This window comes from Gemmata sp. SH-PL17 (genome assembly GCF_001610855.1).
In the GTDB taxonomy this organism is placed as follows: domain Bacteria; phylum Planctomycetota; class Planctomycetia; order Gemmatales; family Gemmataceae; genus Gemmata; species Gemmata massiliana.
Map to the genome: position 1 here is coordinate 3,007,558 of NZ_CP011271.1, position 20,193 is coordinate 3,027,750.

Consider the following 20,193-nt stretch of genomic DNA (forward strand, 5'->3'; position numbering starts at 1 on the left):
CAGCCGGAGTCACTCGGAACGCAAAACGATGTTCCCAAACGCTCGTAACACCGGTTCAACCATAAACGAGCATCATTCCCCAGCCGGCTCCGTTCCTGTGGCGTCTGCCCGTCCCGGGTTGTGGATGACCCACGGCAGTGCTCGGCCACCTGTGCGTTCCCGCTGTTGAGCCTCGAATTCCGCCCGCGTAGAAGCACGGCTCCGACCCATTGCTATGCGAGGTTGTGGGTCACCCGTGTTGGGATCGTACCGTTGCGCTCGGGAGCGCTCCAGCACGCGCAGTCTGGCGCCAAGGAAGCCGAAGACCGCGAGCACGACCCACGCCGCGAGCATCCGCCACAAGAGTTGGTTGTTGAACCGTAGCAGGTAGGTGAAGGTGCAGTACATTGCGATGACCGCACACACGACACTGGCGGCGAGAACCGCGAGTTGAGCACCCTGCAGCCACGCGGCCGGCACGTACAGTTTCGGGTGCATGTGTCGCTGGTAGTGCCCGCAGATGGGGCACGGGATCGGGTCGAAGTCGTTCTCCAGGTACTGGTTGAGCGCGTCTTTGGCGGACGAAACCGCGTCCGCCTGGGCGCCATCTTCATTCATCAGATAAAAGCTGGTACCAGAGCCTTCGCCCTCGCGCTCGAGGAGGTAAACGTATTCGATCGAACAGCTCTCGCACGGGACGAGCTTCAGAACCCGACCGCTTGTGATAAACGTGTAGTTCGTCCAGACGATCGGGATCGGGAGCATGGGTGAACTCGCTCGGGATTGTTACTCGCCCGTTGTCGCGGGCCAACTCATACGATCTCGTGGGATTGTTTTCTGTAGCCGTCACTGTGAGGCCGGTGAGCCAAAAGCGCCGGACAGCCAACAGCCAGCTACAGAAGGTAGGCAATCCACAAGATTCCGCGTCACACGTGCAGTTCGGCCGTCTTTCCTAACACACTCGCGTAGCGCTTGCGGATTGGTTCGATGTGGTCCGCGAGGAACTCTTCGACCTGCTCCGGCGAGCGCCCGACGAACTCGCACGGCGCCTGACCCGCAATCACCGCGAAGTCCACTTTGTCGAACGCGGTTTCCCGCTGGAGTTTTTCCAGCAGTTCCGCGGTGGTGCCCTCGCCGGCCTTCACGCGGGCGGTGACCGCGTGGCTGTGCTGGCGCACCACTTCGTGAACCTCCTGACGGTCCTCGCCGGCCTGTACCGCGGCCATCATCAGGTTCTCGGTGACCATGTAGGGCAGGTGCTCGCGCACGTTCTTCGCGATCACCGGGCGGTTGACCATCAGTCCGCGGTTGTCCGGGCCGGTCCGCTGGGTGACCAGGTTCAGCGCGATGCGGAGTACCGCGTCGGTCGCGAGGAACGCTTGCGGAACGTACAGCCGGCGGCACGCGCTGTCGTCGAGCGTGCGCTCGAACCACTGAGTCGAAACCGTGTTGGCGGCCATCGCGGGCAGGCCCGAAATGAAGCGCGCGAGGCTGCACATGCGCTCGGCCCGCATCGGGTTGCGCTTGTACGCCATCGCACTCGAACCGATCTGCTCCGCCTCGAACGGTTCGTCCACCTCCTGACGGTGCGCGAGCAACCGCAGGTCCGTGCCCCACTTGTGCGCGGACTGGGCGAGGCCGTTGAGCGCGTCGAGGATCTGCGTGTCGATCTTCCGCGAGTACGTTTGCCCGGTGACGGGGAACACGCCCGCGGTCTCGAAGCCCATCTTCTTCGCGACGAGTTGGTCGAGCGCCTTCACTTTCTCGTGGTCGCCGCGGAACAGAGCGAGGAAACTCGCTTGCGTGCCGGTCGTGCCCTTCGCGCCGCGGAACGGCAATTCATCGCGCCGGCGCTCGAGTTCCTTCAGGTCGAGTACGAAGTCGAACAGCCACAGCGTCGCGCGTTTGCCCACGGTGGTGAGCTGCGCGGGCTGGAAGTGCGTGAACCCGAGTGTTGGCTCGTCCTTCCAAGTTTTCGAGAACGTCGCGAGGGCGTCGATGACGCTCGCCAGCGTCGCACAGAGCTGGTTGAGGCTCTCGCGCATCAGAATGAGGTCGGCGTTGTCGGTGACGTAGCACGAGGTGGCGCCGAGGTGAACGATTTCCTTGCAGCCCGGGGCGACGTCACCAAGTGCGTGGATGTGCGCCATCACGTCGTGCCGCAGGCGCTTCTCGTGAGCCGCGGCGCGCTTCAGATCGATGTCGTCGAGGTGGCTCGCGAGTTCCTGGAGTTGCGCCGGGGTGATGCGCGGGGACTTCCCGTCGTCGGCGAGGAGCCCCAGTTCGGCTTCCGCTTCGGCGAGCGCGAGCCAGAGCCGGCGCCAGGTGCGGAACTTCCGCAGCGGTCCCCAGCGCTCGGCCATCTCGGTGGAGGCGTACCGGCCAATGAGCGGGTTATCGTACACGTCGGTGGGTTGCGTCATAACTTGAATGATTCTTCGCGCGGAACGGGTATTCGGCCCGGGGTCCGCACCTCAACTCGGTGCTTGTTGAACGCCCGCCAGAAGTGGCACAGGGCGCTGTTTGTTGTACGATTTCCGCGCGCCGAGGGGCGAGTCCGGAGCCACGGGGGAAAAGGGTGGGGTATGCTTCCCTCGACAGGACGTTCGGCCCCAAACCGGGCCGGCTGTCGCATTTCGCGCTCACGGAGGACGATCAATGCGCACATGGCTCCCGCGACTCAGTTTCGCGGCGCTCGGCGTGGCCCTGTGGATGGGCGCCGAGCAATCGGCGTCAGCTCAGCAGCCCGGGGTTCAGCCCCCGCCGCCCGCGTTCTACACGATGCCCACCCCGCAGCAGCGGACCGATTTCCCGCAGGGGCCGGAACCGACCCTGCCGCGGATGTACTACTACCCGTACTACTACTACCCGCACAGCTACTGGCCGCAGAACAGCCCGCAATGGCCGGAACCGAAGGGCCACCCCTACGTCCGCCCGCCGGCGTACATGGCCTACCCCGCGTTCAAGGAACCGGGCTGGCGATATGAACTGTGGACCCCGATGCGGTACTACCGCGGGAACCACTTCTGGCTGGACCAGTTCTAAGCCGAAGAGTCGAAAGTCATAAGGTCACACATCGTAAAGTCGAAGACCCATTTGGTTGAGGTCTTTGACTTTACGATGTGTGGCCTTATTGTCTATTCCGCTGACCTTATGACTTGTGACGATCGCTCAGTGCGAGTGTACTTTCTTAAAGTGCTCGGCGACCTTCTCCATCATGACGTGCCAGCCGCAATCGTCGCAGGGCGGGATCGACGGGTAACACTTCGTGCAGTAGAGCGGACCGCCCTTGAGGAACTGTTCGAGGCGGCCCTTGTCCGCGGGAACGACCCCTTCTGCTGAGAGCGGGAACGTCACCGGTGTCTTGCACTTGTCGCACGGGCGCGATGAGTGGTGCTCGATCACGTGCTCGAAGTGCGTGTGCAGCCCGGCGGGGACCACCCCAGAGCCGGTGCAGAGCGGGCACGTCATGTTGAACTGCGCCAGGATCGCCCGGCGGATGAACTCGCTCTTGTTCGGGAGCTTGTCGAGGAAGTTGGCCAAATCGTCATCGACTTTGAAGGCGACGATCTGTGACTTTTCCGTCTTCTCCTTCTTGTCCTTCGCCATGACGGGCCTCGCTTGGATGATCGTATTACGTCATCTTACGCCATCACCCAAAAGTCACAAGTCGTAAGGTCGCGAGTCACGAGGTCTTTGACCTTATGACTCGCGACCTTACGACTTGTACCGTGTGTGTCGCGGAAGGGATCAGTTCTTCTTGCGCGCTTTCATCTTCGCTTCGACGATCGCGCCTTCCTTCACCGTGACATCGAATTTCAGTTTGCCCTCGGCTTTGGCGTTCCCCAAACCCTTCAGGGCGTCTTCGTAGCTCATTTCCTTCGCGTCGCCACTTTTGTCGACGCCGGTGAACTTGGTTTTATCGGTGATTTTGTAGGTCTTCTCGACGTCGCCTTCTTTCACCCGAACTTCTTTCTTGTCTTTATCGAATTTTACGAGCGTCACTTCGACGGCCGTAACCAGGCCGGTCATGCTGAATAGGAAGACGAGTGAGAGTAATAGTTTCCGCATCGACGGACTCCTGGAGAGCGATGGGCACCCGCTGTCTCTCATCTTAGAACGCGAGCGGGTGCCCAACGGCGCTTGGTATTGAACGTTAAGAGATTCTGTGGGTCAAGCGGCCGGGGCCGGAATCGCGTTCTCCGCGAGGTTCGCGCCGCTTCTCCGCGCCGGCGTGTTATCATCAACACATCGGCACAAATAGAGTTCCGTGCCATATTCGAGGCACTCGATGTCAGATCCCGCGCGCCCCTGCCGTTCCTGGCACCGCGTTTCCGCGGCCCTCGTTGGCTTGCTCACGGCCTTCGCACTAGGTGTCCTGGCACAACCGCCGGTCGAAGAGGAAGACCCCAAGGCCGGGGTGAAAAAGCGCATCAAGGTCGAAGACGATCCCGTCGCGAAGCCGGCGGGCGGAGCCGGCGCGACTCCCGACGCGCGCCTGGACGAACTCGCGCGCGGGGCCGAGGAGTCCACCAACCCCGCGGTAAAGGAACTCCTGCTCAAGCACGTCGTCCCGTTCGACCGGCTCACCACGAAGGCGGTTACGCGGATCAAGCCGATCCCGATCGCACGCGGGGAGCGCTTTCCGGCTCAATTCGGCATCCAGGAACTCGATCGTGAGGGGAATTTCACCGCGCCCCAAGCGGTCAACACGGTCGAGATGAAGCGGATCGATTACTTCGAGGAAATCGTTCTGGCGGAAGCGAACCAGGCGCTCGCGGCCAAGCCGCTCGGGGCCACGAACGGGCCGCAGGGGTGGACCGCCTTCGAGCAAGTCGGCGCGGCGGAGCGATTGCTGAGCGCGGCGCTCCGGTTCCACGACTTCGCGCGCGAGCACAATATCCGCCGGGGCCGGGGGTGGGACGAGGTGCGCAAGCCCCTCGTGGAGCGCGCGCGCGAGGTGCGCCTGCTCCAACTCAAGAGCGCCGTCGCCGCGGGCGAGTGGCTCCGGGTGCGCGAGTACGGCAGCCGGCTCATCCTCACGTACCCGAAGGACGCGGAGGTGGCGACCGAGGTGGCCACGGCCCGGGTGCTGGAATCCAAGCGCCTGTTGACGTCCGAGAAGCACTTCGACCACGTGAAGGCCCGGGAACTGCTCGACGAGTTCGAGGTCAGTTTTCCCGGTGCGGGCGGCGACGCGGTGCGCGCGATCCGTACCGAGTTGACGCGCCGGGCGGAACAGGCCTTCGCCCGCGCGAAGGAGCGGAAGGCGGCCAACGACACCACCGGCGCGCGCGACGCGCTGACGCGGGCCGTCGCCCTCGACCCCACGCTCCCCGGCGCGCGCGACCTCCAGCGCGAGCTGAAGACCGGCTACCAGACGCTCTACGTCGGCGTGCGCCAGTACCCGGAACTGATGTCGCCGAGCACCGCCCGATTGGACAGCGAGAAACAGGCGGTCGAGCTGATGTTCGAGGGGCTGCTCGCGGAAGTGCCCGACGACGGCGGGGGCGCGCGGTACCGGCCCGCCGGCGCGATCGGGATGCCGGCCGTGGTGCCGGGCGCCCGCGAGTTCTCCCTGCGGACGTTCGACGCCGGCGCCACCGGGCGCTACGGGTTCGAGTCGCACGACGTCGTCGGGACGATGAAGTTACTCGCCTCGCGCCCCGATTCGTGGAGCGCGTACGCGCTGCCGTGGTTGGACGACCTGCCCACGCCGCGCGACAACGCGACGGTGCGCGTGGCCTTCAAACAGGGGCACCCGGACCCGCGCGCGGCGCTCACGTTCAAGCTGCTCCCCGCGCGCTGGATGGAGTCCAAGAAGATGGCCCTCGACGACCACGGGTTCGCCGAACAGCCGCTCGGTACCGGGCCGTTCAAGTTGTACGCGAACCCGCGGCCCGACGGGAACACCCCGCGCGAGATGGTGTTCGTCGATAACCCGCTCTACGGGCGCTGGCGGGACCGGGCCAACCAGCCGTTCATCAAAGAGGTGCGGCTGCTCGAAATCGCGAAGGTCCACAACGTGGTCGAGACGTTTAACCAGGGCGGGTTGCACGTTCTCACGGACGTGCCCACGGCCGACGTCGAGAAGTACCGGGCCGCTCTCGGTAAGACGGTGAGGGACTACACCGCGATCAACAACCGCCGCGTTCACATGCTGGCGCTGAACCACCGGCGCCCGGCGCTCCAGAGCAAACTGCTGCGCCAGGGGCTGATGCTCGCGATCGACCGCGAAGCGATCCTCAACGACGTGTACCGGTCCGGGAAGGCCGAGTTCCACCGGGCGATGAACGGGCCGTTCCCGCCGCGGTGCTGGGCCAATCCGAAGGGCTCGAACGGTCAGGTGGCGCAGCTCCTGAACCGCGACCTCGCGCTCACGCGCTTCCGGAACTACCTCTTCGACGCGGGGGCGAAGTCCGAACTCGAGCTGATTTACTCCAGCGATGATCCGCAAGCGGTGGTCGCGTGTACGAAGATCAAGGAACAGGTCGAGTCGCTGTTCAAGGACGCCCAGGGGCGAAAACTGACGATCAAACTCGTACCACAGCCGTTCCGCGAGCTGATGCTCCGCGTCGAGGACGAGCACCGTTTCGACATGGCTTACGTGCCGTTCGATTACCCCGACGACTGGTACCCGTTCGCGCTGGGTGCGATGCTCGATTCGACGGCGGGCGAGCGCGGCGGGCGCAACTGGACCGGGTTCCAAACGAAGAACACCGGCGCCGACGCCGAAGACACGCGCCTGGGGCAGCTCCTGAACGAACTGCGGGCCTACCGGGAGTTCAACTCCCTCGCCTCGAAGACGACCGAGGTTCACAAGCAGTTCAACGAGTGCGTGCCATTCGTCCCGCTCTGGCAAATCGACCGGCACATGCTGTTCCACGAGAGCGTGAAGGTCTACACCGACGACTCCGAAACGCCCGTTAGCCCGGGCGTCCTGAACCCGACGACGCTGTTCCAGGGCATCGCGCGCTGGCGCCTGGAGTGAGAGCGAGAACAACCGAACCTTCGCCTCTCTTCAATGGTCGTAAGTGAGTGACGATCGTGGAAAATAAGTGGGGGCGGAAGATCGGTCCCGTCAGTGCCCTTCGGGATTCATCGCGCGCCGAAGAATACGTTCACAACGGCGTTGAACCCGGCTCAACAGCGGTTGCTCAAGTGTGTCCGAGACGTGCTGGGTAGTCCAGTCTAGTGCATCGAACACGTCCTCGCTGGAGGCTACTTCAAACACGTAAGAGACTAACCCGAGTTGTTTGATACGTAGGAAATCATCGTTCGCGTCGGGGTTCAACCACTTCTTCCGTAAGTAGTGCGAGCGGGCTTCGACGCGATCCGACAGGGCTCCGGAATACCGGCTGGCGAAGTGGTGGACACGGACCCGGAGCGCGTCGTCGGCCGTATCCGCGGAGTATCGCCGGCACGCGCCCAGGAGCTTGCGCAGTGGGGTGGGCAGGGGCCGCGGGAGGGTACCCGCGGCAACGCGCGCGTACGCAAGGGCCAAGCGCCGCAACGCCCCATCACTGGCGTGCTCGAGTGGGGCCGTCATCCGGGGGCCGAGCCGCGACGCCAGCCCCGCGTAACACGGCCACGGGCGCACAGTGCCGGTATTATCGATTACGCGGTCGCGCAACCGCAGCAGGCGCCGAAAGTCGAATTCCTCTTCAATCTTCATGTAGAGGTTCTGCAGGGCTACTAGCGTCGAGGCCAGCGCGGCGGCGCCCGGAGCCACCTGGGTGGCACTGACTAGTTCGGCCAAGTAGCGCCTGAGACGCGCATCCATGTACTCGTCGTCGGACGGTACCCCAACCCGTGGTGTCGCGTCGGTGGCGCGTGCCTCGGCCTCTCGGCACAGTCGGTCGGCTTCACCGGCCAAATCGAAGAACGGGGCACTCACCGGATCGACGGCTTCAAGCCGGGCGAAAAGCGGTTGGAGTTGTGTGTCCGAAGCCACGAAGGACGAGTAGTCAGTGGCGACCTGGAGGGAAATTGTCTGGACAAAACGATACTTCTGGACATCCGTGGCCGTCAAAAGCCGCGCGGCAATATCGGCGGGGTAGCGCCCCAATTCCTCGGGTAATGCTCCCGCCCAAACCTTGAAGTACCGAGCAACCGGCACGATTGAACCTCGCAGTAATTGGGGAGAGGTCTGGCACCAATCATCGCGATAAGTTGTCGCCTGCAATACCCCTAAACACGAAATAGGGTTTCTCGTGATTTCTATTAATTACATCCCACTCACAACGAATTGCATGTTAAGTGATGCAGCGCCGTTGCATCCCGGTCGGCAATAATTGCATCTTCGATCTCCTGCGGTTAATCTGTTCGGTGACACCCACGTCCGGCAGTGAGGCCGACCATGAACCCCGAAGTGTCCGCGTTCCTGGCCGCGAACGGTACAGCGGTGGTGCTCGTTGGCGGTGCGCTCGCCGCGATCGGGCTCGTGCAGTGGCGGAAGGTTCGGATCGCCGAGCAGGAGTTGGAGTACAAACAGCGATTGATCGAGCAGGGGTTCGCCGTACCCGAAGTCGAGCGCGCGGTCAGTTCGCGTGTGCCCGTCCGCCGGGGACTGATCGACCAGTTCGGCGCACTGAGCGGGGGGACGAAAGCCGGGATCATCATCGGCTTTGTGATCGTGATGACGGTAACCGTGTCGTGCATTGGCGGGGCGATTCACGGGATCGCGTACTGGTCGCACGCCCGGAATCAGCCGCCACACGTGCAGCAGTCCTATCCGGAAGAAATGCAATCGGCAGGGGCACATGTTGATCCGATTCGGGGGGACGCGACCTTCCTCGACCTTCAGCCGGTTGCGAATCAACGATTGAACGCGGGTGTCGCGGGCGATCAGGGGCACTCGTTCGCGACCATGCCGCAGAAGCGCCAGGAGTTCCGCGGTGTGCCGTTCCAGATCGGTCCGAGTTACGTCCGGCTCCGCGGCAACAACCACGCGGAACTGCCCGCCGAAGCGAAGGGCATTCGCGTCGGGTTCAAGCTCGACAAGTTGCACATCTTCCACGGAACCGAGTTCGGCGCGTTCGGTGACTCTTCTCACCGCTTCCACGTTCCCGAGGGGACCGAGATCGGGCAGTACCGCGTGCAGTTCGCGGACAAGAGCGAGCGCGTGATACCCGTCGTGTACGGGGAGGACGTGCGCGACGTGTGGAACTGGGACCGTTCGCGTGCGACGAACCGCGGGGCGGTCGTCTGGACGGGGCGCAACCCGTCCGCGACGCGCGAAGGCGTCGGTTTGCGCGTGTACCTCACGTCGTGGCAGAACCCGCGCCCCGATGTGGAAATTGCGTCCGTCGACTACGTTTCGGAAGGAACCACCGCCGCGACGCCGTTCTGCATCGCGATCACCGCGGAACGCACGCGGAAGTGAGCCTCAAGGTTACCTTTTCGCTTTTCGGCGCGAGCGACAAGTTCGTAATAATTCACGCAACAGCGGTCAGGCTGTTTAATGTGTGGAAGTGGGCCGGTATTGCTACCCACCCGCTCGTTAACACTCGCGGTTCGCCTGCGTCTCTTGGCGAACCGCGAGTGTTAACGAGCGAGTGGAGTGACGCAACCGCGAGAACTCAACGGCCCTGTGGCAGTGGTCGGAATTGATTGTGTTCTTTTGTGTACTGGTGTATAATTGGGGCGAGCCATTTTAACAAGCTGATCGCAAGCGCGCGTCGCGGTGACGGCCTCTCGTTTTCTTGTGATCGCGGCTCGTTAAATATGCTTCCCTGTAGCAGATTGTTAGCCGCTGTTAGCGTTTGGTGGGGCGATTCCAATGCGTTTTGTCGCTTCACTCGCTTGAAATTGGAGAATTTGTCGCGTTTTTCATCCCGTTTTGGTGAGGCGCAGTCGCTCACGGGCCGGAAATGTTATCATTTGTCAGCTTGGGGCGGCTCGAAGGCAAGGACGGCTCCAGTTACGGTTAAGCACTCGGACATCTGGTGAGGGACCGGCGATCAACAATCTCGACCAACTCGCGGCACTCGTCATCCGAGAACGGGAAACGCTCCTCGCGCGCTGGCGCGAACAGGTTCGGAAGCTCCCGTCGGCCCGGCACCTCGATACGCCGACGCTCAACGATCACATCCCCGCGTTTTTCGAGGAACTAGCCGCCGCGCTCCGGGCGCGGTCCGATGAGACGATTCAAGAGGCGGTGTGCGAGGGCACCCCGCCGGCCCACGGGCTCCAGCGCGCCCAGGACGGCTTCGACATCGTGGAAGTCGTTGCCGAGTACAACATTCTCCGCGAGTGTATTCACGACCTCGCCGACGCGAACAAGCTGCCGCTCCAGGGGCGGTCGTTCCACATCGTCAACCGCGTACTCGACGGAGCCATCGGCTCGGCAGTCAAAACCTACGCCACGCAGAAAGCACTCGAAGTGCAACGCAGGCGCGAAGAATACCTCTCGTTCGTCGCCCACGACCTGCGGACGCCGCTGAGTGCGATCTCACTTGCCGCGAGTGTTTTGGAGGTGAAGCACGCCGGTGAAGATCCCAATTCATCTTCGGCCCGAATGGTCAAAACGCTCCGCCGAAACGTCCAACACCTCGGCGCACTCGTGAACAAGGTGCTCGAAGAGAACACCAACCTTCAGACCGAGGTCGGGGTCAAACTGGAGCGGCGCGAGTTCGATCTTTGGCCGCTCGTAGAAGCGCTCGTCCACGACATCCACCCGGTCGCCGGGACGGACAGCACGAAACTCATCAACGCGGTGCCCGAAGACCTCGTGATCTACGCGGACGCCGAGCTTCTGCGGCGCGTGTTCCAAAACCTCATCGCCAACGCGATCAAGTACACGCCCTGCGGCGAAGTGGTGATTTCGGCCCGCCGGCTCGACGCGGACACCGGGTTCGAGTGCTCGGTCCGCGACAATGGCGAGGGGATCGCGCCGGATCGGATCGACAAGGTGTTCGACCACTTCGAGACCGATCCCAACAAACAGGGTGGCTTGGGGCTTGGGTTGGCCATCGTGAAGACGTTCGTCGAAGCCCACGGCGGTCGGGTGACGGTCGAGAGTACCGTGGGGACGGGTTCGACCTTCGTGTTCACGCTCCCGGCGAAGATGAATTCGTCGTCGTAACTATTTTGGATATCTGGAGATAGGGCGGTCCGCGGCGGGCACTCAATTGAGTGCCCGCCGCGGACCGTGGTGAATCGAGTGCGTCTGTCTTACTCCGCGCGCCGCGTGAGAGTGACGGTGTCGGTTTGGGTGGCTTTATCAACCATTGTGACGCGCGTGTGTTTGACCGCGTTGACCCATCCGGTGCCCACGTCCACCGTGTATTCCGCTGCCGCGCTCAGTTTCACGTCCGGCAACTCGTTCGGAGCGGGCGTGCCCGTTTTCTTGGCGACGTCGTCCACCTGCTTCTGGACGATGCGAGTGACGTCCTTTGGGTCCGTGGTTTCTTTGAACGAGATGTTCGCGATCCTCTTGTCTTTGTCCAGCTTGATGACGCACAGCCCCTTAGCCGGAAACGGCTCACCGCCGAACGGGTTGAGAATGGCGCCCTCGTACTCGATGGGCGTCCCGAATTCGTAGGTCTTGCCGAGCGGCTTGACGAGTAACAGTGGGTTCCGCGTGAATGCCGCCTCGATGGTTTCCTTCGTTGAGAGCATTTGATCGGTTGATTGCCGGACGTGGTCGATCGCGGCTTTGGTCGCCCCGGCCTTGTTCATCTGGGCCAACACATCGTCTCGGACTTTGGTGCCCGCGGTACGAACGGCCTTCCAGTTGCGGAGACCGGTGAAGTCGCCGTCGTCATCGAGTTCGAGGTCGAGTTCCGTGTTCTTCAGGATCGTGTTGACCGATTTCACGACCGGGTCGTTGTCCTGGTCCGGGTCTTCAAACGTGGTGGTTCCCTGGGTCCACCGCAGCACGGTTCCATCGGCGCCGGCGGAAATGACCTCGACAACCACGGGCGTGCGGGTCACGACCTTGCTGACTTCCTTGCCGTCCTGTTCGCGCACCTGGGTACCGAGCATCTCGTATCGAACTGTGTCGCCCTTTTTCCATTTGGGGGCGAGATCGATCGATTTCAGCTCGTCGGCACGCATCGGCGCCGCCGCGAGTGCAACAAGGGCCAGAAGTATCGGCAAGCAACGGGCGCGCATAACCGGGTCCGAAAGTAGAGGAACGACGGAGTGGGGCAAGAACTTAGTCGCTGGTCCCATCGAACAGCGGGCGGATCACGTGACCGCGGTTGAGTTGCACCGGGCGGCCCAGGCGGTCGCGGACCTCGGCGTGCGGATCGACCCCGAGGACCGTGTACACCGTCGCGCCGATGTCGTCGGGCGAGTACGGCGTCGTGGTCGGGTAGGCCGCGTTCTTATCGCTCTTGCCGATGACCTGGCCGCCCCGAACGCCCGCGCCCGCGAACAACCCGCTGAAGCACGGCGCCCAGTGCTCGCGCCCACCGTCCTTGTTGATCTTCGGCTCGCGCCCGAACTCACCGAACATCATCACGAGGGTGTCTTCGAGCAGCCCGCGGTCGCTCATGTCGTCGAGGAGCGCGGACACGGCACTATCGAGCGGCGGGAGCAGATCGTTCTTCAGCCGCTTGAACAGCCCACCGTGGCTGTCCCAGTTTTGGACGCGCCCCATGTTCGCCTGCACAACGGGGACGCCCGCCTCAATGAGCCGCCGGGCGAGCAGGCACGACTGCCCGAAGGAGTGCCGGCCGTACTTGTCGCGCACGGCCGCGGGTTCCTTGTCGATGTCGAATGCCTTCGCGACCCGACCCGATGTCAGCACCGCGAACGCCTGTTGCTGCTGGTCGGTGATTTTCTTGGTTTCGGACTGCTCCGCGAGCCACTTGCGCTGGTCGTTCACGGCGCCGAGGAGCGCCATGCGGTCCTTCATCTGCGTCACGTCCATGCCCGAAGCCGGTCGCAGGTTTTCCACCTTGAAGTCGGCGCGGTTCGGGTCGTGGTTGATTTGCATGATGTCGTGCTTCGGCCCCAGGAACCCGGCGTACTGACCGGGCCAGAGCAGGGGGCCTTCCATCAGGTACGTCGGCAGGTTCACGCCGCACGGTGTCCCCTCGGGTGGGCTGCGGTGGTAGCTCAGGCCGCCGGCGTAGTTGGGGAAGTCGTCGCGGGACGCGATTTTGTCGAAGAACGCTCCCGGCTGCATGTGGCCGGTGAGGACGTGGTGCGTAGCGACGAGGTGGTTGTTGTCGTGGTGCGAGAGCGATCGCACGATCGAGTACATCTTCGACCGCGCCGCGAGCTTCGGAATGTGCTCGCTCGCGAGCAGGCCGGGCGTTTGGGTCTGGATCGCCTTGTATTCGCCGCGAATCTCCGGCGGCGCATCGGGTTTCGGGTCGAACGTTTCGTGGTGGCTGGCGGCCCCGGTGAGGAACACGATCAGAACCGACTTCGGTTTCTTACTCCGGGCCAGCGGGGGCGCGCCTTTGGTCCCGGCACGCGCGAACGAAGACATCCCCAGTCCGAGTAACCCGGAGTAGCCGACTTGGAGGAGTTCGCGGCGGTTGATGCCGATGGTGTGACGGTGTGATACGGGCAAGGGTAGCCCTCAGAAACGCGGAGGTTCGGTGGGATGAGTCTATTAGAGCATGTGCCCGCGCCGGGGCAAGCCCGTTCCCGGTTATCGGCACGGGACTCATCCGCGTTTCACGGAATTCGCGGCAACCACCCGCGCTCCGCGCAACAGATAAGAACCGCGATCTCGGGGGCGGTGACACGAGGGCCGAGTTGGGCCCACCGCGCACCTCGACGGCCGGGTTCGGGGGCACCTTTAACAGCTGCCCCCGCCGCTCGTTTTTTGCCACGCTCGGTGAGCCGGTGGATCGTTCGCGCCGAGGGCACTATGGTGCGGCACCCGAAGCGCGAAACCGAGTTTCCGGAGCCAGCGCCACCCGGTTTCCGGGCGCACCACCACGTTCCACCGGTCGCGCACGTACCGGACCACTTTCGGAGCGGTCCACGTGCCGCCGTCGGGCGGGAGCCCCTGGAGCGCCGCGCTCAGCTCGTCCCTGTGGCGGGAGGTCAACTTGGGCAGCGCTCCGTTGCCCTTGCGCCGGTCGCTCACTCCGGCGGGGCCTTGGGCGTTCCACCGGTTGAGCACGTCCCGGACGGTGACCGCCGACAGCCCGACCACTTCGGCTACTTGGGCCGGGGTACGGGGCTCGTCGGTACGGGCCAACAGCCACAGGGCGTGCCACCGCATCTTCTCCACCGGGTGGCGGCACGCCTGGTACAGGAAGTGGAGTTCATTCGCGGTACAGTGACGGACGAACGGTAACGGGGGACGGGGCATCGGACTCACTCTCGCAGGGGGCTGCGAAACTAACACAGGGATTCAACGACGGTTGGTACGAGGACGGTTTCGAGCGGACTCGTGCAGACGGTTTGGTTGCACCCTTCGTCCGAACGGCCTTCCGACTCGTTGTTCGGAAGCGCGTGCAGTAGCTCGCAGGCCAATCGGTGCAGTACGGACTCGCTGGGGCCGGTTCCGGGGAGGTTCCAGCTCGTGAGCTGGTACTGCACCCACGACACCAGCCCGGGCGGACCTTGCCCGAGGTCGAGAACCCGTGCGAGGACCGGGAGGAGTGCTCGCTCGCTGGTGAATGGCGCGTTTCTTTGGTACACGAGATCCGTTCCGGGGTGAGGGGATCGTGCGGGCCGCGCTACCGTGCGCGGGCGGTGTCACGCGGTCGGGGCGACGAACATTTGCACGGTTTGGGATGTCAGGTTGTGGTCGTCGACCGCGATGGCGGTGAGTATCCCCTCGTCGCTCCCGTCGACGCGGAACTGGATCGTGCGGCTGAAGGTGCCGTCCGCGGCCGTCGTGACGGTCAGCCCGTTTGCCGAGGTGGCCCCCCCGAACGTGATGACCAGACCGCTTGGGTGCTCGTCCGCGACCGAACCCGAGATCTGGAACAGTCCGTTTGCGATCTCCGCGGCCGCGAACGTTACGATGATCGGGGCCGCGTTGGGAACGGTCGGGGGGCTGGTCGGGTCCCCCGGGGCGCCGTCCGGCACGTCGCGCCATTCGAGGGCTTCCAGCCGTAGGACGGTGCGCTTTTGGGGAGCCGTTTGCGCGCGGGTCCGTTGAAAAAGACCGAACATGGGTCCGCCCCGATTGAGTGAGTAGGTTGAGTCGCGAACGGGTCGCGATCCCCGGACTTCGAGGGGGATCTGGGCGACCGGCGTGCGGCAACAATCGCGGGCGCGAACCAAAAGATGTCAGCAATTTCGGAAAAAGTGACGAACCCCCGGACACTCGTGTGTTCGGGGGTCGGAGTGGTGTCGAACTCTTTGTCGGGAGGGACCGGGGAGGCGCGCACCCGCGCGAGCCGGCCGGCGGTGGGCTCCAGCAGAGTGGTGTCAACGGGCCGGTGGAGCCCCGGTGAGAGGCTCCGGCTGAACCGCGCGGGCTAGCGGGCGGGTGGAATCGATTCGAGCGGGTCGACGATGTGCAGGTTCAGAAGGCGCTTGGGGCGCTCGCCGGGCGACATCTTGGTGACTTCGGCAAAATCGGCCCGGCCGGCGAGGTGAACCCGGAACACCGGATCCTGGTCGAGGAGCTTGGAATCGCGTCCGAGTTTCACCGATTCCCGCAACCAGCCCACCGCTCGGGCGCAGCGCTCCTCGTGACCGTACTCGGCGGCGGCCATCACGTATGCGGCTTTGAAAAAGAGGTCCATAGTGTACGGCCCCTGGGCCATGACCGCTTCCAGGTCGGCCAGGCACTCGTCCGGGTTCTTCAATACCTCTGTTTTCGGATCGAGGTCCAACAGGAACCGGGCCTGCATGCGGTTGAGGCGGGCGGCACGAAGGGTCGGGTCGAGCTCCAGGGCGGCCGTGGCCTCGGTGATCGCCTCGCGGTAGTCGTTGGGGGTGCTCAGCCGGATCAGGCTGTTGGCCCGGTTGCAGTGGACCCAGGCCTTGTCATAGGCGAAGTCCTTCACCGCTTCCTGGTATAGCGTTGCGGCGACCTTGTGGTTACTGGACCGGGCGTAGCAGTGCGCCAGAAAGGCCGTGCTCGGGCCGTCCGGTTTCGCGACCCTGGCGTCGCCGAAGTCCTTCGTGGCCGAGGCGATGTCGTCTTTCCGGAGGAACTCGCACCCGCGCCGGAAGAGCCCCTCGGGTGTGGTCGGTTTCTCGGGGAGGGGGGCCGGACTGGTAGGGGCCGCGACTTCGGGTTGGGGTTGCGGGTCCGCTGTGGACGAACCGGCCGATGCGATCTGCCACGCCAGCGCGATACTGCCGAGTAACCCGCACCCGACGAGAACCGCCCGCTTGTGCCGCGCGCGTCGGTCCAGGTAGCGCCGGAGTTGTTGAACCAGAACTCGCGCCGTGGGGCGCTTCCGCGGGTCGCGCTGCAAGCAGCGCGCGATAATTTTCGCGAGCGGTTTCGGCACTTCCGGGTTGCGCGCGGCCGCACCGGGGGGCACGAGCGCTTGGCGGCGCAACAGGTCGCGGGCCAGATCCTTCGGATCGAGGAACGATCCCGGTTTGAACGGCAACTGCCCCGTGAGCGCCTCGAACAGCACCGCGCCCAGGGAGTAAACGTCCGTCGGTGCCGCGGTCCCCGTGCCCTCGCGCTCGCCGAGGAGCACGCGGAGCCGTTCGGGGGCCATGTACGGGATCGTTCCCCCGCACCGAATCAGGGCGTTGTCCAGCCCGGTCGCGAGGTTAAAGTCGATCAGGTACGGGTGCCCGCTCGGGCCGAGAATGATGTTGGACGGCTTCAGGTCGCCGTGGCTCACGTTCAATTGGTGCAGGTGCGCCAGGGCGTCCGCCAACTGTAACGCAAATTTCGCTACAGTATCGGGATAGGACTCGCGCCCGGTCAGGAACGGGGCGCTTTGCGCCGCGAGTGCTGCGGTCGAGTCGGTGACCCCGAGGACCGTTCGGGCCGAGCGCGGACCGTTCGCTGTCGGGCCGCGAAAAGCGGACTCGACCACATCGGCGAGCGTCGCGGCACCCACGAACGACATGCAGATCGCGTGCAGCCCCTGGACCCGCCGAGCCCAATGGACGGCGACGATGTGGGGGTGAGCGATCGGCCCGAGCGTGCCGGCCTCACCGGAGGCGTGTTGAGAGAGTTTCAGGGCGACGGGCCGGTTTCCGGTGGCGGGGTCGCGGGCCAGGTACACGCGAGCGAACCCGCCGCGCCCCAACTCGCGCTCGATCGCCAGGCCCTCGAAACTGGCGCCCGGTTGGGGCCAGTTAACTTCTGGTGTGGCAAAGAGTTCGGGGTGGTCGGCGAAGACCCGGTGCCCGCGGATCACTTCCCGAACCTGGGACACGAACACCGGGAGCTGCCGGCAGAACTGCTCCGGTTCAGGCGCCGAGCCTGCTTGTTCCCGGAGGCAGTACTCTTCGTAAGCCAGGTCCACGACCAGGGACCGGTGCCGGAGCAGTTCCGGGTGGTCCCGGAGCGCGCCGGCGGCGTCGGGCGGCTCCCCTTGGCGCCACGCGCGCTTCAGGGATTCGGCGAGCCCCTCTGTTGTGACAGACGGGGTGAGGAGCGGCGGGCTGTTAGTTGGCATGGGCGATCACGAAGCGGTGAGTTCTTTTAACCGGCGAACGATTCGGTTCACGGTGCTCAGGCTGACGCCCGAAAGTTGGGCGATGTCCTCGTAGCTGTGGCCGTCGCGCAGCAGTTCGAGGATTGTGCGGTGCCCCTCGGGGAACCGGCCGCACAGCCGCTCCCACTGCTCGTCGGCGATCACCAACTGGCTCGCGGTGGGGGCCGGCGCGCGGATCTGGTCGCTGCCGTCCTCGGAACTCACGGCCCGTTCGCGGGTGATGTCGTCCTTTTGCGTCTCGAACCGCTGGCGGAACACCTCGACGACGCGGTTGTGCGCCATGCGGTTCAAAAAGGCCAGTAGCGCTTCGGGGGTGTCGAACGTGTACCGCTCAGCGGGTATGGCGAGGAACGACGCCCAGACGTCCTGAACGAAATCGAGCGAATCGAACCGCGTGCGCAGTCCGGGGTGCAACTGCCGGCGCACCGCGGCGCGCAGGAACGGCGCGTATTGTTCGCACAGGGCCTTAACGGACGCCGAATCCCCGGCTCGGAACCCCGCCAAGAGCTCCGGGAACGCGGGCGACTTTTCCACGACAGATCCTCGAGCTGGGCAACTGGAGCGACCTTGGATGATACACTATAGACCCCGAAATTAGCCTTAGCAATAGGCTAATTGAATCTGTCGTCGGATCGTTTGGTATTGCGACGCCAATTGTACGGGCCGCTCATTTTTACGGAAGTGCTTTTTAAATCGGAGTTTGTGACAATAATTTCGGCTCGGGTTACAGGAGCCATCCTCGCGCCCTGGTTCGCCGAATTTTAACAAGTCGAGGGCACTTTCACGGGCGCCCATCAAGTGTCCAGGAGCGTTTTGGAAACAGTTTAACACAATGATCAAAATTTCTGGTGCGTGATTGTTCGGCGATGATATTCATTAATGACGCGGCGCCGCAATCGGGCGCGCCGAACCTCGCCCGGGCGCGCGTGTCCTGTTCTGTCAGACTCAATTTTAAAACGACAGGAGAACGCCCGTGCCGAAACTGAACCAGATCAACGCCGTCGTTACCGCCCGCAAGGGTGACGCGGAGAAGCAGATCACCGAACTGTACAAGCTCATCCAGAAGGAGCAGCTCTTCACCGGGCGCGAGCGCACGTACCGCCCGCTCGACGAGATCAACGGCCAGAAGCTGCCGCCCGAGAGCCAGCGCGTGCAGCAGCGCGCCGACGACCTGATCCGCCAGGCGCGCGAGAAGTGGACGGAGCTGTGGAACCTCGTGCTCACGCAGGACACCGGCAACCAGTCCGCGAAGGCCGACATCGTGGTGGACGGCAAGGCCGTGCTCGCGAACGTGCCGGTCACCACGCTCCTGTTCCTCGACAAGCAGGTGAACGACCTCGAAACGTTCGTGTCCAAGCTCCCGACCCCGGACCCGGCCGAAGAGTGGGCGCACGACCCGAACAGCGGCTTGTTGCGCAGCAAGGCCAACGAGTCGCTGCGGACCAGCAAGGAGCCGACGGTCATCGTGAAGTACGACGCGACGAAGGAGCACCCGGCTCAGACCGAACTGTTCACGAAGGACGTGCCGGTCGGTACGTGGACGCAAATTCTTTACAGCGGGTGCATCGCGGCGGACCGCAAGAACGCGATCCTCGCGCGCGTCCGCAAGTTGCAGGACGCGATCAAGGTCGCGAAGGAGCAGGCGAATCTGTTGGAGATCGAGCGCCAGAAGGCGGCCGAGGCGCTGTTCGGCTACGTCTTCGGTGAGTAACTCTTGGGGCGCACGGGTGCGGACCCGCGCCGCCCGCGGACCGGGCGCCGGCGCTGTTTGGCCCCGCTCGCGATCCAGTCGTGAACGAGTTTGATGTCGGCCTCGGTCGGTCGCGGTTTCCCGTCCGGCGGCATCGGCTTCGAGGCTTCTGCCGTCAGTGAGAGGTAGAGCACGCTCTTTTCGGGGTCGCCCGGCTTCACAATGACCCCGTCCTCGCCGCCCTTCATAATGGCCGCGACCGTGCGCAGGTCGATTCCGGCTTTTGGCTTCCCGGCCGATCCGTGGCAGTTGTTGCAGTGGGCCACGAACACTTTTGACACTTCTTTGAACGACACCGGCTTCACGTTCACCTTTTTCGGTTCCGGCGGCTTCGACTCGGGCGGTTTCGGCGCCGGTTCCTTGGGCTTCGGTTCCACTGGTTTGGCCTCCGGCTCTTTTTTCGGCTCGGGCGGCTTCGGTTCTGGTTCCCGCTCGACCGGTTTCTGCTCAACGGGCGGCATCGGGTTCGTCTTCGGTTCGGCCGGGGGCGTGACCGGTTGCTTTGTGGTCGGCGCGCTGCGGTCCGGTTTCTCGGTCGGCTCTTTCTTGGCTTCGGCCACCTCGATTGTTTTCGGCTTACTCGCGCCCGCCCACACGCCGAAGCTGAACCCGATGAGAACGAGGGCCGCGTAGAGCGAGCCGAAGAGCCACTGCCCGTTCGACGAAAGCCCCCTAGCGGGGGCCGGCGCCAGGTCGTCGGAGTCGTATCCGCGTTGGTAGCGTCGAGCCATAATTGTTCAGGGGTGGAGTTTGGGCGCGGGACGAGGAGCGACTGAACCTGCGATCGACACAGGCTTTGGGCCGCGGTCGCCGCGGGTTTAATCTTAGCTCAGGGGCCGCGACCGAGCCAACTCGAAATCCGTCACGAACCGATCGCGGGTTTTGGCCCGGCGCGGGTTC

Annotated in this window: 18 protein-coding genes; 5 read left to right on the forward strand and 13 right to left on the reverse strand. The window is 64.1% G+C overall.

Annotated elements, in window-relative coordinates; translation table 11 throughout:
• Nucleotides 1-72: 72 nt before the first annotated feature.
• Nucleotides 73-744 carry a hypothetical protein gene (locus VT84_RS12470; protein WP_082839760.1) on the reverse strand — a complete coding sequence of 224 codons (672 nt, stop codon included), beginning with the start codon at nt 742-744 and terminating at the stop codon, nt 73-75.
• A gap of 161 nt (nt 745-905) precedes the next feature.
• Nucleotides 906-2,402 (reverse strand): adenylosuccinate lyase, encoded by a 1,497-nt coding sequence (gene purB / locus VT84_RS12475; protein WP_082839761.1) that lies wholly within the window; start codon nt 2,400-2,402, stop codon nt 906-908.
• Between the two features lie 235 nt (nt 2,403-2,637).
• Here purB and VT84_RS12480 point away from each other — a divergent pair, with 235 nt between their 5' ends.
• The gene (locus tag VT84_RS12480) at nt 2,638-3,024 is read left to right on the forward strand and encodes a hypothetical protein (RefSeq protein ID WP_082839762.1); all 387 of its coding nucleotides are present in this window, start codon (nt 2,638-2,640) and stop codon (nt 3,022-3,024) included.
• A gap of 126 nt (nt 3,025-3,150) precedes the next feature.
• On the opposite strand, the gene VT84_RS12485 is transcribed toward VT84_RS12480, so the two are convergent.
• Entirely contained in the window at nt 3,151-3,588 is a 438-nt protein-coding gene (locus VT84_RS12485; RefSeq protein ID WP_052558561.1) for a hypothetical protein, read from the reverse strand.
• A gap of 141 nt (nt 3,589-3,729) precedes the next feature.
• Nucleotides 3,730-4,050: a hypothetical protein gene (locus VT84_RS12490; RefSeq protein ID WP_082839763.1), complete on the reverse strand. Its 321-nt coding sequence runs from the start codon at nt 4,048-4,050 to the stop codon at nt 3,730-3,732.
• Between the two features lie 220 nt (nt 4,051-4,270).
• Here VT84_RS12490 and VT84_RS12495 point away from each other — a divergent pair, with 220 nt between their 5' ends.
• The gene (locus VT84_RS12495; protein ID WP_082839764.1) at nt 4,271-6,970 is read left to right on the forward strand and encodes an ABC transporter substrate-binding protein; all 2,700 of its coding nucleotides are present in this window, start codon (nt 4,271-4,273) and stop codon (nt 6,968-6,970) included.
• Nucleotides 6,971-7,060: 90 nt separating this feature from the next.
• Here VT84_RS12495 and VT84_RS12500 read toward each other — a convergent pair whose 3' ends face one another.
• Nucleotides 7,061-8,098, reverse strand: coding sequence for a hypothetical protein (locus VT84_RS12500; RefSeq protein ID WP_082839765.1), 1,038 nt, complete (start codon nt 8,096-8,098; stop codon nt 7,061-7,063).
• Between the two features lie 240 nt (nt 8,099-8,338).
• Here VT84_RS12500 and VT84_RS12505 point away from each other — a divergent pair, with 240 nt between their 5' ends.
• A complete protein-coding gene (locus VT84_RS12505; RefSeq protein ID WP_052558554.1) occupies nt 8,339-9,364 on the forward strand; it encodes a hypothetical protein in 1,026 nt (341 codons plus the stop codon).
• A gap of 459 nt (nt 9,365-9,823) precedes the next feature.
• Complete coding sequence (locus VT84_RS12510; RefSeq protein ID WP_239465825.1) at nt 9,824-11,065, forward strand: sensor histidine kinase; 1,242 nt, start codon at nt 9,824-9,826, stop codon at nt 11,063-11,065.
• Between the two features lie 89 nt (nt 11,066-11,154).
• Here VT84_RS12510 and VT84_RS12515 read toward each other — a convergent pair whose 3' ends face one another.
• From VT84_RS12515 to VT84_RS12545, 7 genes are all read right to left on the reverse strand, one after another.
• Complete coding sequence (locus VT84_RS12515; RefSeq protein WP_052558553.1) at nt 11,155-12,096, reverse strand: hypothetical protein; 942 nt, start codon at nt 12,094-12,096, stop codon at nt 11,155-11,157.
• A 43-nt stretch (nt 12,097-12,139) separates the two neighbouring features.
• Nucleotides 12,140-13,510 (reverse strand): DUF1501 domain-containing protein, encoded by a 1,371-nt coding sequence (locus VT84_RS12520; protein WP_052558551.1) that lies wholly within the window; start codon nt 13,508-13,510, stop codon nt 12,140-12,142.
• Nucleotides 13,511-13,741: 231 nt separating this feature from the next.
• Entirely contained in the window at nt 13,742-14,263 is a 522-nt protein-coding gene (locus VT84_RS12525) for a helix-turn-helix domain-containing protein (protein ID WP_052558549.1), read from the reverse strand.
• Nucleotides 14,264-14,292: 29 nt separating this feature from the next.
• Nucleotides 14,293-14,595 (reverse strand): hypothetical protein, encoded by a 303-nt coding sequence (locus VT84_RS12530; RefSeq protein ID WP_052558547.1) that lies wholly within the window; start codon nt 14,593-14,595, stop codon nt 14,293-14,295.
• Between the two features lie 57 nt (nt 14,596-14,652).
• Nucleotides 14,653-15,075, reverse strand: coding sequence for a hypothetical protein (locus VT84_RS12535; RefSeq protein WP_052558545.1), 423 nt, complete (start codon nt 15,073-15,075; stop codon nt 14,653-14,655).
• A gap of 308 nt (nt 15,076-15,383) precedes the next feature.
• Nucleotides 15,384-17,504 carry a protein kinase domain-containing protein gene (locus VT84_RS12540; RefSeq protein WP_082839766.1) on the reverse strand — a complete coding sequence of 707 codons (2,121 nt, stop codon included), beginning with the start codon at nt 17,502-17,504 and terminating at the stop codon, nt 15,384-15,386.
• Between the two features lie 6 nt (nt 17,505-17,510).
• On the reverse strand, nt 17,511-18,077 hold the full coding sequence (locus tag VT84_RS12545) for an RNA polymerase sigma factor (RefSeq protein ID WP_052558539.1): 567 nt from the start codon (nt 18,075-18,077) through the stop codon (nt 17,511-17,513).
• A gap of 439 nt (nt 18,078-18,516) precedes the next feature.
• On the opposite strand from VT84_RS12545, the gene VT84_RS12550 reads away from it, so the two are divergent.
• The gene (locus tag VT84_RS12550) at nt 18,517-19,254 is read left to right on the forward strand and encodes a hypothetical protein (protein ID WP_082839768.1); all 738 of its coding nucleotides are present in this window, start codon (nt 18,517-18,519) and stop codon (nt 19,252-19,254) included.
• On the opposite strand, the gene VT84_RS12555 is transcribed toward VT84_RS12550, so the two are convergent.
• A complete protein-coding gene (locus VT84_RS12555) occupies nt 19,236-20,024 on the reverse strand; it encodes a c-type cytochrome domain-containing protein (RefSeq protein WP_082839769.1) in 789 nt (262 codons plus the stop codon). The genes VT84_RS12550 and VT84_RS12555 overlap by 19 nt on opposite strands.
• Between the last annotated feature and the right edge of the window lie 169 nt (nt 20,025-20,193).

Coding starts and splice junctions, on each gene's coding strand:
- VT84_RS12470 (WP_082839760.1), bottom strand. CDS start 744: ATGCTCCCGATCCCGATCGTCTGGACGAACTACACGTTTATCACAAGC.
- purB (WP_082839761.1), bottom strand. CDS start 2,402: ATGACGCAACCCACCGACGTGTACGATAACCCGCTCATTGGCCGGTAC.
- VT84_RS12480 (WP_082839762.1), top strand. CDS start 2,638: ATGCGCACATGGCTCCCGCGACTCAGTTTCGCGGCGCTCGGCGTGGCC.
- VT84_RS12485 (WP_052558561.1), bottom strand. CDS start 3,588: ATGGCGAAGGACAAGAAGGAGAAGACGGAAAAGTCACAGATCGTCGCC.
- VT84_RS12490 (WP_082839763.1), bottom strand. CDS start 4,050: ATGCGGAAACTATTACTCTCACTCGTCTTCCTATTCAGCATGACCGGC.
- VT84_RS12495 (WP_082839764.1), top strand. CDS start 4,271: ATGTCAGATCCCGCGCGCCCCTGCCGTTCCTGGCACCGCGTTTCCGCG.
- VT84_RS12505 (WP_052558554.1), top strand. CDS start 8,339: ATGAACCCCGAAGTGTCCGCGTTCCTGGCCGCGAACGGTACAGCGGTG.
- VT84_RS12515 (WP_052558553.1), bottom strand. CDS start 12,096: ATGCGCGCCCGTTGCTTGCCGATACTTCTGGCCCTTGTTGCACTCGCG.
- VT84_RS12525 (WP_052558549.1), bottom strand. CDS start 14,263: ATGCCCCGTCCCCCGTTACCGTTCGTCCGTCACTGTACCGCGAATGAA.
- VT84_RS12535 (WP_052558545.1), bottom strand. CDS start 15,075: ATGTTCGGTCTTTTTCAACGGACCCGCGCGCAAACGGCTCCCCAAAAG.
- VT84_RS12540 (WP_082839766.1), bottom strand. CDS start 17,504: ATGCCAACTAACAGCCCGCCGCTCCTCACCCCGTCTGTCACAACAGAG.
- VT84_RS12555 (WP_082839769.1), bottom strand. CDS start 20,024: ATGGCTCGACGCTACCAACGCGGATACGACTCCGACGACCTGGCGCCG.